Source organism: Streptomyces netropsis (assembly GCF_014203545.1).
Lineage (GTDB): Bacteria > Actinomycetota > Actinomycetes > Streptomycetales > Streptomycetaceae > Streptomyces > Streptomyces netropsis.
Window position 1 is genome coordinate 195,971 of the sequence record NZ_JACHJG010000013.1, and the last position, 15,883, is coordinate 211,853.

A 15,883-nucleotide genomic window follows, 5' to 3' on the forward strand; every position below is an offset into this window, starting at 1 on the left:
GCGTCCCTCATTTGCCCCAACGGGCCTTTGAAGATCCTGGGTTGACGGTGCGACACTTTGGTGAAGTGTTCACCTGACGGACAACCTCCGGTTCCGCCGCGGTGCGATATCCGGAGGCCGTTTGCACGGCCTTCACATCTTGACGCGCCTCTGCCGATTGCGCGACATTGAAGCCCGGCATCCGGCGCTTCGGGGGGCAAAGTCGCCAATGCAGAACGTCACTGATCTCACGGATCCCACGGAACTCAACCAAGCCGACGACCCCGTCGGAAGGAGAACTCGGGCGGCCGAGTCCCTTCCCCTGGTCGTCGGCGCCGCCGTCGCCATCGCGGGGGTCGGGGCCGTGCTGGCGCTCGCCGACATCGGCTCGCCACTGCGTGCGCCGCTCACCCTCTTCTTTCTCGTCATGGCACCGGCGGGCGCCGTGGGGGCGGCGCTGCGCGGTATCGATCCGCTCAGCCGCTCGGTCGTCGCGGCGGGCGGGGCGGTCGCCATCGATCTGCTGGTCGCGCAGACCATGCTCGCGCTGCACGCCTGGAGCGTGCGGGGCGGGGTGGCCGCGGTCGCGGTCGTCAGCCTGCTGCTGTTCCTGCTGGCGCATGTGCGCCGGCGCCGGGACGGCGCTCCGCGAAGTCGGGCCGCCTGAGGTGGACATCAGGGTGTACCGACCCGGTGACCTCACGGCGGCGGACCGGGCGGCATGGTCCGCCATGCAGCGGCAAGCCGCCCTCGACGGGTCGCCCCAGCTCGCGAACCCCTTTCTCGCACCGGAGTTCACGCTCGCGGTCGGCAGGTCACGGCACGGCGCGCGGATCGCGGTCGTGCGGGAGGACGGCGAGCCGGTGGCCTTCTTCCCTTACCAGCGCAGCTCGTTGGGGGTGGGCCGGGCGATCGGCCTCGGTGTCTCCGACGCCCAGGGCCTGATCCACCGACCCGGATTCCAGTGGGACGCACGGGATTTGCTGCACGCCTGCGGGCTGTCCGTCTGGGAGTTCGACCACTTGGTGGAGGGGCAGAAGCCGTTCGAGGTGGCGTCCTCCGGGTCGTTCGCCTCGCCCGTCATCGATGTGGACCAGGGCTTCGAGCGGTATCTGACGGCGCTGCGCAAGCAGCGGCCGAAGTTCGTCCGCGCCACCCGCGCCAAGGAGCGCAGGCTCGCCCGGAACGTCGGCGAGGTGCGGTACGTGCACGACGAACGCGATCCGGCCGTCCTGCGGAAGCTGATCGGATGGAAGTCGGCGCAGTATCGAAGAACGGGGCGCAGCGACCGGTTCGCGCGCCCTTGGATCTGCCGGCTGGTCGATCAGCTCTTCCACACCCGCACCGAGTCGTTCGCGGGTCTGCTGTCGGTGCTCTACGCGGGCGGGCGGCCGGTCGCGGCGCACTTCGGGCCGCGCTCGCGGACGGTGCTGTCCTGCTGGTTCCCCGCGTACGACCCGGAGTTCGGGAGGTACTCCCCCGGGCTGCTGCTGCATCTGCGGATGGCGGAAGGGGCCGCCGCGGAGGGCCTGGGCTACGTGGACCTGGGGCGGGGCGAGAAGGAGTACAAGGACTCCCTCAAGACACGTGAACTCATCGTGTGCGAGGGGTGGGTGATGCGCCGTCACCCGGTGGCCTTCGGACACCGCGCACGCCGGGCGCCCATACGGGCGCTCCGCAACACCGTGGTGTCCCGGCCCGGTCTCTTCGAGCCGGCCGACCGGCTTCTCAAACGCATGGGAAGCCTGCGCGAAGGTAGTTGAGGCGCACGAGATTCGAATGCGCCGTCGACACAGATCACCAATACCCGACACCTCGAACCCGGCGGAAAAACACCAAAGGAGGAGTCACCGCGGGAGCTCTTGCCATACAGTCTCAAGCATCAATACCGTCGTACATCCACCCGCAACGGCCCATCATGCAAAGCGGCACTAGGGGAGGGCTCAAGCGTCGCGATGGTGTCCGGAGCGGGGCGCGGTAGGGGGTAGCCGCGCTCGGCCTTCACAGCGTGCCGAGTCGCGTGCCGCGCGGCCAGCAACACTTGCCAACTCACCCTGTCCGTACGGCGATCCATGCCGTTCGGGGCAAGGTGAGTACCCCCTTTTCGACCCGGAAAACCACCGGACCGCTCTGGGCGGGCGGTCCACCGGACGAGAGGGAGACAGTACATGAGTTCTTTTCTGCGCCCGGCGGCCGATCAAGATCCATTGATAAGCGGTCGCTACCGCCCGGTCACCTCACATTTCGCGATCGCACCGCCGGTCAGCGTCGTCATCCCGGCGATGAACGAGGCGGAGAACCTTCCGTACGTGTTCAAGACGCTGCCCGAGTGGATTCACGAAGTGGTCCTCGTCGACGGCAATTCGACCGACGACACCGTGCAGGTCGCCCGCGACCTGTGGCCGGACGTCAAGGTCGTCGAACAGCTCGGCAAGGGCAAGGGGGATGCCCTGATCACGGGCTTCGCGGCCTGCACGGGCGAGATCATCGTCATGGTCGACGCGGACGGCTCCGCGGACGGCAACGAGATCGTCAGCTATGTCTCCGCGCTCGTCGGTGGCGCGGACTTCGCCAAGGGCTCTCGGTTCGCCAACGGGGGCGGCACTGACGACATGACTCCGATCCGGAAGCTCGGCAACCGGGTCCTGACCTCCATCGTCAATCACAAGTTCGGGGCGCGCTACACCGATCTGTGCTACGGCTACAACGCGTTCTGGAAGCGCTGCCTGGACGAACTCGCCCTGGACTGCGCGGGGTTCGAGGTGGAGACGTTGATGAACATCAGAGTGGCCAAAGCGGGGCTGCGGGTACAGGAGATTCCCAGCCATGAGTTCGTCCGCATCCACGGCACCAGCAATCTACGGGCCGTGCGCGACGGACTACGGGTGCTGCATGTGATTCTGCGTGAACACGGTGCAAAGCGACTCCGAAGCCGCCCACCGCGGCTCGCGATCGCGCCGGCCGCGAGCCGGGGGGAGGTGTCTTGAAACCTCCACCGGCCGGGCCGGGTGGGGCGCCTGACGTCTCGGTGGTCATCTGTGTCTACACCGAGGACCGGTGGGACGACATCCTCGCGGCGGTGTCCTCGGTGCGCGATCAGTCACGGCCCGCGCTGGAGACGCTGATCGTCGTGGACCACAATCCCGCCCTCCTGCGGCGGCTCGCCAAGACCTTCGGCGACGACGGCGCCGGGGGCGCGCCGGACCGGGTGCGGGTGCTCGCGAACGCGGGCCCCCGCGGTCTGTCGGCGGGCCGCAACACCGGCATCGCGGCGTCGACGGGCGAGGTGATCGCCTTCCTCGACGACGACGCGGTGGCCGAGCGGGACTGGCTGCGGTATTTCGCCGAGGCCTACGCCGACCCGCGGGTCATGGCGGTGGGCGGCCGCACCCTCCCCGTGTGGGAGTCCCGGCGCAGACCCGTGTGGTTCCCGGCCGAGTTCGACTGGGTCGTGGGCTGTACGTATCTGGGGTTGCCGCCCGGCCGGACCGAGGTCCGCAACGTCCTCGGCGGCAACGCCTCCTTCCGCAGGTCGGCGCTGACCGCCGTGGGCGGCTTCGCCAACGGCATCGGCCGCGACGGCAACCGGCTGCCGCTGGGCTGCGAGGAGACGGAGCTGTGCATCCGGCTGACCCGGGCCGTACCGGACGCGGTGCTGCTGATCGACGACCGCTCGGTGATCCACCACCGGGTGCCCGCCGCGCGTGAACGGTTCGCCTACTTCCGCACCCGCGCGTTCGCAGAGGGCCTGTCCAAGGCGCTCGTGGCGCGGAGCGTGGGCGCCCGGGCGGGGTTGGAGACGGAGCGCCGGTACACCACGCGCGTGCTGCCCGCGGGCATCGCGCGCGGGGTCCGCGACGCGCTGCTCGGCCGGCCCGGGGGCGCGGGTAGGGCGGGGGCGATCGTGGCCGGCGTGGCCGCGGCGGCCGGGGGCTACGCGCTCGGCAGCGTGCGGGCGCGCCGGGGCGGCGAGCGGTTCGCGCCGGCGACCGTACCGGGCGCCGGGGCCCACACCGGGCCGGCGGGCGGTCCGGGGCGGTCCGCCGCCCCGGAGGGACCGGCCGCGGCCGGTCCCGTGACGGAACCGGCCAAGGAGGGGACCGAGGCATGAACGGTGGTCCGGTCCCCATACTGATGTATCACGCGGTGGCGCACACGCCCTCGCGCGCGGCACACGCGCTGTCGGTGTCACCGGCCGCGTTCGGCGAGCAGATGCGGCTGCTCGCCGAGCGGGGTTTCACCCCGCTGACCGCCGACCAGCTGGCAACCGCCTGGCGCGACGGCCTCGCGCTGCCCCCGGATCCGGTCCTGATCACCTTCGACGACGGCTACGAGGGCGTGCACCGCTACGCCCTCCCCGTCCTCGTCGAGCACGGCTTCGCGGCGACGCTGTTCGCCTCCACGGGGTGGGTGCGCGGGGAGCACGAGACCGGTGGGGCGCTGGATCTCATGCTCACCTGGGACCAGGTCCGCGAGCTGGCCGGGGCGGGGCTGGAGATCGGCGGTCACAGTCACACCCACCCACAGCTCGACCAACTCGCCGATGACACGCTGCGGTTCGAGGTGGAACGCTGCCGGGACGTACTGACGCTGGAGCTCGGCCGTCCGCCGGTGTCCTTCGCCTATCCCTACGGCTATTCGAGCCGTCGGGTGCGGAGCGCCGTGCGGACGGCCGGCTTCGGCGTCTCGCTGGCCGTGGGCAACGCCCTGGCCGCGCGGCGGCAGGGGCCGTACGCACTGGAGCGCGTCACCGTGGGCCGCTCGACGACGATCGACGAGTTCGAACAACTCGTCGAAGGCCGGGACATCGGCCGTCACTTCGCCGGGGACCGCGCGTTGACCAAGGGTTACGCCATGGTTCGCAGAACTCGACAGATCATGAGGAAGGTAAGCGAAGTCCGTGTCTGACACGTCCACCCGGGCCGAGGAACGGGAGGCGCAGAGTCCGGTGAGCCGCAGACTGCGGCTCCCGGGGCGCGGCGGCAGCAGTCCACTGTTCCGCAACGCCTTCGCCCTGATGCTCAATACGGGCATCAGTGCCGTCCTCGGCGTGGGCTACTGGCTGATAGCCGCCCGGTACTACACCCCGACCGCGGTCGGCCAGGGGTCCGCGGCCATCGCCGCGATGAAGCTGCTCGCGGGGCTCACCGCGATCACCCTCACCGGGGCGCTGGCCCGCTTCATCCCCGTGGCCGGACGGTCGACGGGCCGGCTCGTCCTGCGTACGTACGCGGGGAGTTCGGCCGTCGTCGCCGTCGCGGCCTGCGTCTTCCTGTCCACACTGGACCTCTGGGGTCCCTCCTACCGCTCGTTGCACGGATTGCTGCCCGGTCTCGGGTTCGTCGTCGCCGTCGTCGCCTGGTCCCTCCTCACCCTCCAGGACGGGGTGCTGACCGGGCTGCGCAGCGCGTTCTGGGTGCCGGTGGGCAATACGGTGTTCTCCGCGGCGAAGCTCGCGCTGCTGGTGGCGCTGGCGGCGGTGCTGCCGGCGTCCGGGGTGTTCACCTCCTGGGTCGTCTCCATCGGTGTGTCGGTGCTGCCGCTGGGCTGGCTGGTCTTCCGCCGGCTGGCGCCGCGGCACGCCCTGGCGACCGCGAAGACGGCCCGGCCCCCCACCTACCGGGAGATGGGCCGCTTCCTGGCCGGGGACTACACCGGGTCGCTGTTCTCACTGGCCGTGGTCTATCTGGTGCCGGTGATCGTCGCCTCGCAGGTCAGCTCCACCAACAACGCGTACTTCTACATCGCCACCACCATCGGTGGCACGGTGAACCTGCTCGCCATCAACATGGGCGCCTCCCTGACCGTCGAGGGCTCGCACGACCCGGCCCGGCTCGCGGAGAACTGCCGGGCGGCGCTGCGCCGGATGGCCAAGATCATGGTCCCGGTCTGTGTGCTGCTCTTCCTCCTCGCGCCCTACGTCCTGCGGGTCTTCGGGCAGGGGTACGCGGACGCGGCCACGCCGCTGCTGCGGTGGTTCGCCGTGGGGGCTGCGCTGCGGGTGGTGATGGAGGTGTACTTCGCGGTGCTGCGGGCCCAGAGCCGGACGGCCGGGCTCGCCTATCTCCAGGGGCTGCTGTGCGTCCTGGTGCTGGGGCTGACACTGCTGCTGCTCCCCCGACTGAGGCTGGCGGGTGCGGGCATCGCGGAGGTCGTCAGCCTCGCGGTGATCGCCTCGATCTCGGCGGTCAGGCTCCGCAGGATCCTCAAGGACGCGTCGGCGGACTCCCCGCCCCGCGCCCCCGGCGCCGCGCCCGACGGCGATCTCGCGGATCTGGCGGTCCACGGCGACCGGCGGGGTTTCCGCCAGGGTTTTAGGCACGGCCGCGGGGCGGCGGCCGGAGCGGAGCGCGACGGCGGCGGTTACGGCACCCGGTGGGCGCTGCGCGCCGCGCTGGACGCGGACACGATGCCGCTGGGCGTGCGGCTGGACTTCGACCACTTGGAGAGGCGCCCCGATCTCCGGCACACCCCCGAGGCGGTACCGATGTCCTCCGCAGTCCCCACCGAGCCGGACGAGCCGCGTACGGCGGCCGCCGCCTCGGCGCCCGCCTCCGTCGCCGCCGCGGCGTCGGGCGGCACGTCCGCGGCGTCCGCGGCGGCCCCTTCGACAGGGCCGACCGGTACCTCCTCGGCCTCGACCGCCGCGTCCGTCTCCGCGGCCTCCGACGTCTCCGCGCTTCCCGAGGGCTCGGGGACGCCGCCCACCGTGGTCGCCCGTACGCTGCCGGGGGCGCGCAGGCCGTGGTGGCGGGGCCCGGAGGCCGGGATCTGGCTGCTGTTCGGCGCCGCCCTGGCGTTGTACTGGGTGCCGCTGCGGTCCCTCGGCGAGTCCGATCTGGACGGCATGGGCGGGCTCGGGCTGGTGTCCGTGCTCCCCGTGGCGACGGTGCTGGGGGCCGCGCTGCTGGTGGTGTCGTTCGCGTCCGCGCTGTGGCTGGACCGGCCGCGCCGCGGGCTGCTGACCGCCGTCCTGCTGCTGACGGTGGTGTCCCTGCACGCCGTGCCCGCGGTGCTGGAGGACCAGCCGCGCTTCGCGACGGCCTGGCAGCACCTCGGCTTCCTGGACTACATCGACCGGTCCGGGACGGCCGCGCCGGACCTCGACGCCCGCTGGAGCTGGCCCGGCTTCTTCGCCCTCGCCGCCCTCGCCGCCCGGGCCTGTGGGCTGAGCGACCTCACGGAGGTGCTCCGCTGGTGGCCGTTGACCGTTCAGCTGCTGTGCCTCGCGCCGCTGGCGCTGCTGCTGAGAGCCGTGCGGGCGAGCTGGCGGGCCAAGTGGACGGCGGTGTGGCTGTTCGCCCTGTGCGGCTGGGTCGGACAGGACTACTTCTCGCCCCAGGCGCTGAACTACTTCATCTATCTGCTCTTCGTGGCCGTGCTGCTGGTGTGGTTCCGCTGGCCCCGGCAGCTGGGCGGCAAGCTGCTGCCGGGCGAGGCCGAGGTCGCACCCGCCGGCCGTCGCCAGCAAGGGGTGCTGCTGGCGCTGCTCATCGCCCTGTTCGCGGCCTCGGTGGCCAGCCATCAGCTGACCCCCTTCGTGATGCTGGGCGTGCTGACCGTTCTGGTGCTCACCCGCCGCTCGACGCTGACCGGACTGCCACTGCTGTGCGGTGTGATGCTGGCGGTGTGGGTGGGGTTCCTGGCGGAGCCGTACTGGTCGGGTCACTTCGACGAGCTGTTCGGCGGCCTGGGCTCGCTGGGCGGCAATGTCTCCTCGTCCGTCTCGGGCCGCATCGAAGGCGGCAGCAGCACCCACAAGCTGGTGCTGTACACCCGGGTCGCGCTCGCGGGCGGTGTGCTGGCCTTCGCCGCGTTCGGCTGGTGGCGCCGCCGGCGGTCCGGTCGCGCCGACACCGCGCTCCTGGTCCTGACCGCCGTCCCCTTCCTCGCCTTCGGCATGCAGTCGTACGGCGGCGAAGTGGCCCTGCGGGTCTTCCTGTTCGCGCTGCCCGGCGCCTGCGTCCTCGCAGCCCTCGCGGTCTTCCCGCGCACGGGCGCGACACGCGGCCGTGCCGCCACGGGGCCGCTCGCCGCACTGCTGGCGGGGCTCGTCCTCATCTTCGGCTTCCTGGTGGCGCGTTGGGGCAACGAGCCCTTCGAGCGGGTACGGCCGGGTGAGGTCGCCGCGATGGAGTACGTGTACGAGCACGACAGGCCGACCGTGCGGCTGCTGTGGATGAGCCAGGACCCCGTCAACAGCGTGACGCCCGCGATGCCGTGGGGCGCCCGTGACATGGAGCGGGTGACGTACGAACCGACGCAGGCGCCGCGCGATCCGGTCCTGGTGGACAGCCTGGTCGACGCGCTGCGGAAGGCCGGGCCCAACTCCTACCTCATGGTCAACCGCGGCCAGTCCGTGACCCTCCAGCTGGACGCGGGCTACGCCGTGAACTGGGAGCCGCGGCTGCTGCGCGCACTCGACCGGCGGCCCGAACTGCGCCGGGTGCTGTCCAACGACGACGCGGTGTTGTACGAACTGTCCCGGCAGTCCCCCGGCGAGGTCCCGGAGCCCCGGCCGGGCCCGGCCGGGCCGCGGGTGACGTGGACACCGATGTCGGTGATCGGCGGGCTGGCGGCACTGGCGCTGATGGTGCTGCTCACGGCGCGGGAGCTGTCGCGGGTAGCGGCCCGGCCGGGCGTGCGGCAACTGCGGTGGCTGCAGGGTTCGTACTGGTTCGCGCTGCCGCTGTTGGTACTGCTGCTGGTGTCGTTGGTCGTACGGCTCACGACGATGTCCTGACGGGCGCCGGGCGCCGGTGAGGTGGGCCGGCGTCCGTCTCACCGGCACCCGGCGGTGCAGCGTCCCCGCGCCCCGGCTACGACTCCCAGCGGACCTCGTACGCCTTCAGGTCGAAGCGGCGGCCGTCCACCCGGGTCGATACGGCCCGGTTCTGGGTGTTGACGACCAGCAGCGTCCTGTCCGTCGCGAGCGCGCGGACGCGTGAGCTGTCGTCGATGTCGACCTCGCGGTAGTCCGCACCGGGCGGGAAGTCCTTGGCGAACCGGGTCAGCAGCTTCATCATCGGCAGCTCCTTCCCCCCGCCGGCCAGTTCGGTGCTGCGCCACAGACAGCCGGGGCAGTCGGCGCTCTTCTCCTGCGGGTTCCAGTAGAAGGCCGCGGAGGCGCCCGAGCCGGCCAGCTGCATCATCGCGGTGGCCTGGACGGCGAGACGGTGCTGTTCGGTCCACCCCCTTCGGTCGTCATTGCCGTCGGCGGGCTCCACGTACCACTCGGCCCACCAGACCGGCAGCCCGGTGGTCTTCCTGAGCCAGGTCGTGACATCGGCGAACTTGGCGGTGGCGCCGAATTCGTCGGGGTGGAACTGATCGCTCTCGCGCGTATAGCTGGAGCCGTCGACCACGACGAAGTCGGCTCCGGCCTTGTGCTTGTTCCAGTACGTGACGGCGTCGACGGACCGCTGGTCGACGACCCCCCAGGGGCCTCTCAGCGACGACGCGTTGGCCTTGGATCCGGGGGCCTCGCTGTCCATGACGACGTACGGGCCGCCGACGAGGTTGTTCTTGTTCTGCTTCTTCAGTTCGGCGTGGACAAGGTTGTACAGCTCCGTATAGCCCTCGTAGTCCCAGCGGTTCTTGGATTCGTCGAAGAAACCCTTGAGTTCGTTCCAGACGATGAAATGACGTACGTCCGGATAGCGCTTGGCCACCACTCCGGCGAGTTTCGCGAAATCTTTGTAATATTTACGGTCGGGCGCCGTCTCCAATGATTTCTGGGACCAGTCGGTCCGCTGCCCGCCGCCCTTCATCCAGTCGGGGGCGCAGCACAGCGTGAGCACCGGCGTCCCGGCCGTTCTTCGCATCAGCGCGACACGCCGGTCCAGGTCGGCGAAGTTGTACGCGCCGGGCTTGGGCTCGGGGTTGTCCACCCCCCAGCCCATGATGTGCTGGTTCTGCGACAGGGGGCCGGCGGCGAGGAGCCGGCCGGCGGCCTTGCGGGCATCGGCGTCGCCGTGGTCGGCGCTGTACTGCGTGTGCGTGAACCCCCAGCCGACGGCCGCGTCCCGGCGGGTGTCCGCGTCACCGCCGCGCGGCTGGAGGACGCCGCCGCACATGGCCACCAGCAGCGCGAGCACGAGCAGGGTGAGACCGAGCAGTGCGGTGAATCCCCACCGACCCGCCCGGGACAACCGCCTGCTCGTCTCATGACGTCCCATCACCGGCCAGAGTATCGGCGCGGGAATCGGTGTGCGGCGATTTACCGGGTAACTACGACGGAACCGGGGAAAACCATGGTGCGCACGGGCGGCCCGTGCCGGATCATGGGCGGCATGTGTGCCGACCGCCCCGCTGCCAGGAGGCAGGCCCTGCCCGCCGAACCGGACACCACCCCGACGGAGAAGTCCCTGCCCATCCGGCTGAACGTGGATGACAGCGACTCACCGTCCGACGTCATCGACGCCCTCTTCCTCGGCCGGTTCGCCACCGGCGAGCAGCCGTACGCGCACAGCCACTCCGTGGACCGCGTCAAGACCGGGGTGACGCTGCTGCCACCGTCCGCCCGCGTGGTGCGCGCCGCGCGGGACGACGACCGCAGCGCGACCCTCGCGGAGGGCGACGGCTGGACGCTGCTGATCTCCCGCTGGAGCCGGGGCGCGGACGTGTCGGTGACGGCGGCCACGGACGAGCTGGCCAAGAAGGTGCTGGACCAGGCGGTCTCGGGCGCGGAGGACGAGCCCGAGCCCCAGCCCGAGCACGTCACCATGGGCTTCTGGTACGTCTCCCCGCGGCGCGGCCCGCACCGCACCACCCGGCAGATCTCCGCCGGTACGTGGGAGGAGGTGCGTCCGAACTACACCGCGCCGGTGGCGGACGCCATGGACCGGCTGATGAAGATCACCCCGGATGACATCGCCGGCCGCCTGCTGCTCCTGCACGGCCCGCCGGGCACGGGCAAGACCTCCGCGCTGCGCACCCTGGCCCGCTCGTGGCGGGACTGGTGCCAGGTGGACTGCGTGCTCGACCCGGAGCGGCTGTTCAACGACGTCGGCTATCTGATGGACATCGCGATCGGTGAGGACGACGGCACGGCGAAGGGCCGTTGGCGGCTGCTGCTCCTGGAGGACTGCGACGAGCTGATCCGGGGCGAGGCCAAACACACCGCCGGGCAGGCGCTGTCGCGGCTGCTGAACCTCACGGACGGTCTGCTCGGCCAGGGCCGCAACGTCCTCGTCGGCGTGACCACCAACGAGGACCTGGAGCGGCTGCACCCCGCCGTCGTACGTCCCGGCCGCTGTCTCGCCCGGATCGAGGTGGGCTCGCTGACCCGCCCGGAGGCGGTCAACTGGCTCGGCAGGGAGGAGGGCGTCGGCCGGGAGGGGGCGACGCTCGCGGAGCTGTTCGCGCTGCGGCGGGGCAGCGGTCCCGCGTCGGTGCCCGCGCAGCACGACGGGGCGGACTCGGGGCTCTATCTGTAGACCGGCCCCGGGGGCAGGGCCGGTCGGGCTCTACCGCTGGTCCCCGCCGTCGTACGCGGCGCGCAGCGCGTCCTCGACGGCGGCGAGCGCGGCCGCCCGGTCCAGACCCAGCCGGTGGGCGCGCTGGGCGAAGGCCTGGGCGGCCGCGGCCGCCTCCCGGTCGGCGGCGTCGCCGGGGGCCGCGATGAAGGTGCCGTTGCGGCCCCGGGTCTCGATCACCCCGTCCGCTTCGAGCGCGCGGTAGGCCTTGGCCACGGTGTTGGCGGCCAGGCCCAGCTCTTCGGCGAAGCCCCGTACGGTCGGGAGTTTGTAGCCCACGGGGAGCGCGCCGGAGCGGGCCCGGTCGGCGATGCGGGCGCGGATCTGCTCGTAGGGCGGTTCGGCCGCGTCCGGGTCGACGGTCAGTTGCAAGGCCACGGTGGGACTCCTGGCTGGGCGAGGTGGTGCCACCCATTGTGCGCCTCGGAGACCCACCGTGCCCGGTCCTCGGGCAATGCCCGGCCCTGCTACACCTCCAGGGTCGTGTCGTGGGTGCGCAGCCAGGAGTCGATGCCGAGGACCAGTTCCGTACCGGTCCGGAAGGACTCGCCCGCGTCGTCGGCGAGCGCCTGCGCGACGGTCCCGGTGTCGAGCAGCGGGCGTACGGGCGCGTCCCGGTCGGCCATGACCCGCTTCAGCTCGGTGCGGAGGGCGGCCGCGTAGCGCGGGTCCTGGGTGCTCGGGTAGGGGCTCTTCACCCGGTCGGCGACGATGTCGGGCAGCGTGTCGCGGGTGGCGGCGCGCAGCAGGGACTTCTCCCGGCCGTCGAAGGTCTTCATCGCCCAGGGGGTGTTGAAGACGTATTCGACCAGGCGGTGGTCGCAGAACGGCACCCGGACCTCGAGGCCGACGGCCATGCTGGCGCGGTCCTTGCGGTCGAGGAGGAGGTTCACGAACCGGGTCAGGTGCAGGTACGAGACCTCGCGCATGCGCCGCTCCCGGCCGCTCTCGCCGGCCAGCCGGGGCACCTCGGCGAGGGCTTCGCGGTAGCGCGCGTCCCGGTAGGCGTCCACGTCGAGCTTGCCGAGGAAGCCCGGGTCGAGGAGGGCGACACGGCCGCCGCTGCGCGGGCCCGAGAAGCGGTCGGCGATGCCGGCCGCGATCCACGGGAAGGTGTCGGCCGCCACGAGCTCGGGGTCGTGGAACCAGTGGTAGCCGCCGAAGAGTTCGTCGGCGGACTCGCCGGAGAGGGCCACGGTGGACTGTTCGCGGATCGCCTTGAACAGCAGGTAGAGCGAGGTGTCGCCGTCGCCGAAGGCCAGCGGCAGATCGCGGGCGGACTGGACCGCCGCGCGATGGGCCGGGTCCATCAGGGCGGCGGTGTCGAGGACGATGTCGGAATGGTCGGAGCCCACGTGCGCCGCGAGGGCGTGCGCGTACGGGCCGTCGGGGGTGGGCCGCATCTGGTCGGGGGTGAAGTTCTCGGTGTGGCCGGCGAAGTCGACGGAGAACGAACGCACCGGGCCGCGGCCCGCGTCGGCCAGGCCCTTCGCCGCGAGCGCGGTGATGGCGGAGGAGTCGAGCCCGCCGGAGAGCAGGGTGCACAGCGGGACGTCGGCGATGAGCTGGCGGGCGACGATGTCGTCGAGCAGCTCGCGTATGTGGCGGACGGTGGCGCCCAGGTCGTCGGTGTGCTCCCGCGCCTCCAGCGCCCAGTAGCGCCGGACGGTGAGGCCGTCGCGGCGGATGCGCGCGAGGTGGCCGGGGCGCAGTTCGTACATGCCCTTGTAGACGGCGTGGCCGGGGGTCTTGGTGTTCGATATCAGCTCGGCGAGGCCCTCGGCGTCCACGGCGGGGCGGACGGCGGGGTGGGCGAGGATGCCCTTGGCCTCCGAGGCGAAGAGCACGCCGTCGGGGGTGGGGTGGTAGTAAAGCGGCTTGACGCCCATGCGGTCGCGGACCAGGAGGAGTTCCTCGGTGCGCGGGTCCCAGATCGCGAAGGCGTACATGCCGTTGAGACGCTCGGCGAACGCGTCGCCCCATTCGAGATAGGCGTGCAGGACGACTTCGGTGTCGCTGGAGGTGCGGAACGCATGGCCCAGGGCCTCGAGTTCGGCCCGCAGCTCACGGTAGTTGTAGACCTCGCCGCTGTAGGTGGTGGCGAGGAGGGTGCGGCCGTCGCGCTCGACGAGCATCGGCTGCTTGCCGCCCTCGATGTCGATGACGGCCAGTCGGCGGTGGCCCAAAGCGGCGTGGGTGTCCAGCCAGACGCCTCCGGCGTCCGGGCCGCGGCACACCATCGTCTCGGTCATCGCATCGAGCGTGCGGCGCGTGGTGGGGGTATTGAGGTCCTGGTCGTAGGAGATCCATCCGGTGATCCCGCACATGGTCGCGGTCTCCTTCTCGGTAGGCCGCCCGGGTGGCCCGGGTTCGGCTGTGCCCTCGTCGATCACGGTCCGCGACGATTCACGAGCGGATCGCGATGATCACCGTACGCCCAATCTAGATGCATGCACCATCTAAGATCGTTTCCAACCCCGGGAAACCGGCCAACGCGTTCACAGGCCGCCGTGAAGTGCGGCCCACCGCCCTTCCGTTGACGACCACCATGCCCTGACCGGTGATCGGTCGAGCGGCCCGCGCGCCCGCGGAGCAGCGGTTCGGGCCGCCGGTCACCGAGCCGGGCGGAGGGAGGTTCGGCACGGCCCGGGCGACGTGCGGACCGCCGGCCGCGGGCGCAACCTGTCCGGATGACGGGGCGGCACGGGGCGTTCCGGGGCCGCGAGCTGGCCGAAACCGTAGGCCCCGACAGCGCCCGTCCGGCCCTGAAAGGGGGCCGTCCGCCCGTCGCACACCAGGCCGGAGTCGGCCGGGGCAGCCGGGACTTGCGGGGCCCCGGGGCTCGAAACCACCCCCGAACCCGCCCGACCTGCGGCTTTAGAGAGGCGTCGAAAAGGTGGCTCTTCCCTGGCACCCCCTGGCACGGTGGGTCTTGCCGCCGGGCCGGGCGGGGGGACCCGGCCCGCGGCACCGGGCCGAGCCGCGGCAAGGAAGCCGTCGTGAACGCAGCCGGACGACCCGATCTCCTTCCGGTCCGGGTGTCGCCGTGACCCCGCCGGGGCGCGACTCGCCCCCGGCGCGCAGGGGACGCCGGGGGCGGCCGAGGGGCAGGCCGGGGCGGCGGCGAGCACACCGTCCGGCTGCCCCTGCGGCACCGGCGGCGGGAGGGCGAGGGCCGGATCGTGGTCACCGGCCCGGTCACGGGGCGTGCCGTGACGGCCGGCTCCCGGACCCCAGCCGTCCGGAAAGTGTACAGAAAGTGACCAAAAGTCAACCCAGAGCAACCCTATGGGTGTGCCGGGCGTCCCATCCAGCAAGGGGGACACACGGACACGCCTGGCAACCGCGGCCACCGCCGTGGGAGCGCGAGGCATCCCGAGCCACGAGGGACGCCGCCATGACGCTGCGCATCCATTTCACCAGCGAGGATCTGACCCGCATCACGATCGCCCAGTACCCGGATCCGCTGTGGGAGGTGCTGCTGAGCCTGCACATGCTGCAGAGCACCGACGCGGCGCCCGTGTTCGCCCGCTGGCGCCGCCAGGTCCGCGCCGATCCGGGCACGGTCGACCGACGGCTGCTGGACCTCGCGCCCCCTGTCGGCTACTCCCCCGACTTCCTCACCCCCGCCGCCGCGGCCGACGGGCTGGAGAACGGCATCGACGCGCTGCGCTCGACCCCCCGCGTCCGGCTGCGCAAGGATCTGACGGAGCTGTCGGCCACCCGGCCGCCGGCCCGCTGGACCCGGCTGCTCGGGGACGGCGACCGGGACACCCTCGACGGTCTGGCGCAGGCGGTGCGCGACTACCACCGGGCGGTGCTGCTGCCGCACTGGGCGCATATCCAGGGCCGGCTGGGCGCCGACCGCTCGGTGCGCACCCGTGCCCTGCTCACCGGCGGCAGCGCGCGACTGCTGCCCACGCTGCACCCCGCGCTGTGCTGGAGCCCGCCGGTGCTGGAGCTGCGCGGACCGCACGTGCGGGGCGACCTCCATCTCGACGGACGCGGCCTGCGGCTCGTCCCCTCGTTCTTCTGCTGGCCCACGCCGACGCTGCTGCGCGACCGGGAGCTCACGCCCGTGCTGGTCTACCCCATCGCCCACGATCTGCGCTGGCTCGGCGAGCGGGAGCCCCGGCCGGCCTCGGGGCGGGCGCTGGCGGCCCTGCTGGGGATGCGCAGGGCCGCGGTCCTGGAGACCGTCGCGGGCGGGGCGGGCTGTACGACCGGCGAGGTGGCCCGCCGGGTGGGCATCTCGCCCGCCACCGTCAGCCATCACACCTCCGTGCTGCGCCAGGCCGGGCTGATCGGCACCCGGCGCGTCGGGGAGACCGTCCTGCACACCGCCACCGGGCTGGGCGTGGACCTCCTCAACGGCGACTCCTGCCTGGCCGTCGGACAGCCCACCGGCCTGGCGTGACCCCCGCCCG

The 15,883-nt window shown here is 72.0% G+C and carries 11 protein-coding genes; 8 read left to right on the forward strand and 3 right to left on the reverse strand.

Annotated elements, in window-relative coordinates; all coding sequences use genetic code 11:
* Positions 1-208: 208 nt before the first annotated feature.
* The 6 genes from FHS38_RS27415 (at position 209) to FHS38_RS27440 (ending at position 8,722) form a co-directional block, all read left to right on the forward strand.
* Positions 209-646, forward strand: a complete 438-nt coding sequence (locus tag FHS38_RS27415; protein ID WP_229822783.1) for a DUF1616 domain-containing protein — start codon at positions 209-211, stop codon at positions 644-646.
* Between the two features lies 1 nt (position 647).
* Positions 648-1,742, forward strand: a complete 1,095-nt coding sequence (locus FHS38_RS27420) for a GNAT family N-acetyltransferase (RefSeq protein WP_184737962.1) — start codon at positions 648-650, stop codon at positions 1,740-1,742.
* A 405-nt stretch (positions 1,743-2,147) separates the two neighbouring features.
* Positions 2,148-2,966, forward strand: a complete 819-nt coding sequence (locus FHS38_RS27425; RefSeq protein WP_184737964.1) for a glycosyltransferase family 2 protein — start codon at positions 2,148-2,150, stop codon at positions 2,964-2,966.
* The gene (locus tag FHS38_RS27430; RefSeq protein WP_184737966.1) at positions 2,963-4,090 is read left to right on the forward strand and encodes a glycosyltransferase family 2 protein; all 1,128 of its coding nucleotides are present in this window, start codon (positions 2,963-2,965) and stop codon (positions 4,088-4,090) included. The genes FHS38_RS27425 and FHS38_RS27430 overlap by 4 nt, the downstream gene beginning before the upstream one ends.
* A complete protein-coding gene (locus FHS38_RS27435; RefSeq protein ID WP_184737968.1) occupies positions 4,087-4,887 on the forward strand; it encodes a polysaccharide deacetylase family protein in 801 nt (266 codons plus the stop codon). The genes FHS38_RS27430 and FHS38_RS27435 overlap by 4 nt, the downstream gene beginning before the upstream one ends.
* The gene (locus FHS38_RS27440; RefSeq protein ID WP_373301852.1) at positions 4,880-8,722 is read left to right on the forward strand and encodes a lipopolysaccharide biosynthesis protein; all 3,843 of its coding nucleotides are present in this window, start codon (positions 4,880-4,882) and stop codon (positions 8,720-8,722) included. The genes FHS38_RS27435 and FHS38_RS27440 overlap by 8 nt, the downstream gene beginning before the upstream one ends.
* A gap of 76 nt (positions 8,723-8,798) precedes the next feature.
* On the opposite strand, the gene FHS38_RS27445 is transcribed toward FHS38_RS27440, so the two are convergent.
* Positions 8,799-10,157: a glycoside hydrolase family protein gene (locus FHS38_RS27445; RefSeq protein ID WP_184737970.1), complete on the reverse strand. Its 1,359-nt coding sequence runs from the start codon at positions 10,155-10,157 to the stop codon at positions 8,799-8,801.
* A 114-nt stretch (positions 10,158-10,271) separates the two neighbouring features.
* Here FHS38_RS27445 and FHS38_RS27450 point away from each other — a divergent pair, with 114 nt between their 5' ends.
* Positions 10,272-11,417, forward strand: coding sequence for a DUF5925 domain-containing protein (locus FHS38_RS27450; RefSeq protein ID WP_184737972.1), 1,146 nt, complete (start codon positions 10,272-10,274; stop codon positions 11,415-11,417).
* 30 nt (positions 11,418-11,447) lie between these two features.
* Here the strand turns inward: FHS38_RS27450 and FHS38_RS27455 are convergent, their stop codons facing one another.
* Positions 11,448-11,834, reverse strand: a complete 387-nt coding sequence (locus FHS38_RS27455) for a GntR family transcriptional regulator (protein ID WP_184737973.1) — start codon at positions 11,832-11,834, stop codon at positions 11,448-11,450.
* 89 nt (positions 11,835-11,923) lie between these two features.
* The gene (gene asnB, locus FHS38_RS27460) at positions 11,924-13,783 is read right to left on the reverse strand and encodes an asparagine synthase (glutamine-hydrolyzing) (RefSeq protein WP_184737975.1); all 1,860 of its coding nucleotides are present in this window, start codon (positions 13,781-13,783) and stop codon (positions 11,924-11,926) included.
* A gap of 1,070 nt (positions 13,784-14,853) precedes the next feature.
* Between asnB and FHS38_RS27465 the strand changes: the two genes are divergently transcribed.
* The gene (locus tag FHS38_RS27465; RefSeq protein WP_184737977.1) at positions 14,854-15,873 is read left to right on the forward strand and encodes an ArsR/SmtB family transcription factor; all 1,020 of its coding nucleotides are present in this window, start codon (positions 14,854-14,856) and stop codon (positions 15,871-15,873) included.
* Positions 15,874-15,883 lie beyond the last annotated feature (10 nt).

What these genes read in the sequence shown, in the direction of transcription:
- FHS38_RS27415 (WP_229822783.1), top strand. Translation starts at nt 209, where the DNA reads ATGCAGAACGTCACTGATCTCACGGATCCCACGGAACTCAACCAAGCC.
- FHS38_RS27425 (WP_184737964.1), top strand. Translation starts at nt 2,148, where the DNA reads ATGAGTTCTTTTCTGCGCCCGGCGGCCGATCAAGATCCATTGATAAGC.
- FHS38_RS27435 (WP_184737968.1), top strand. Translation starts at nt 4,087, where the DNA reads ATGAACGGTGGTCCGGTCCCCATACTGATGTATCACGCGGTGGCGCAC.
- FHS38_RS27445 (WP_184737970.1), bottom strand. Translation starts at nt 10,157, where the DNA reads ATGGGACGTCATGAGACGAGCAGGCGGTTGTCCCGGGCGGGTCGGTGG.
- FHS38_RS27450 (WP_184737972.1), top strand. Translation starts at nt 10,272, where the DNA reads ATGTGTGCCGACCGCCCCGCTGCCAGGAGGCAGGCCCTGCCCGCCGAA.
- asnB (WP_184737975.1), bottom strand. Translation starts at nt 13,783, where the DNA reads ATGTGCGGGATCACCGGATGGATCTCCTACGACCAGGACCTCAATACC.
- FHS38_RS27465 (WP_184737977.1), top strand. Translation starts at nt 14,854, where the DNA reads ATGACGCTGCGCATCCATTTCACCAGCGAGGATCTGACCCGCATCACG.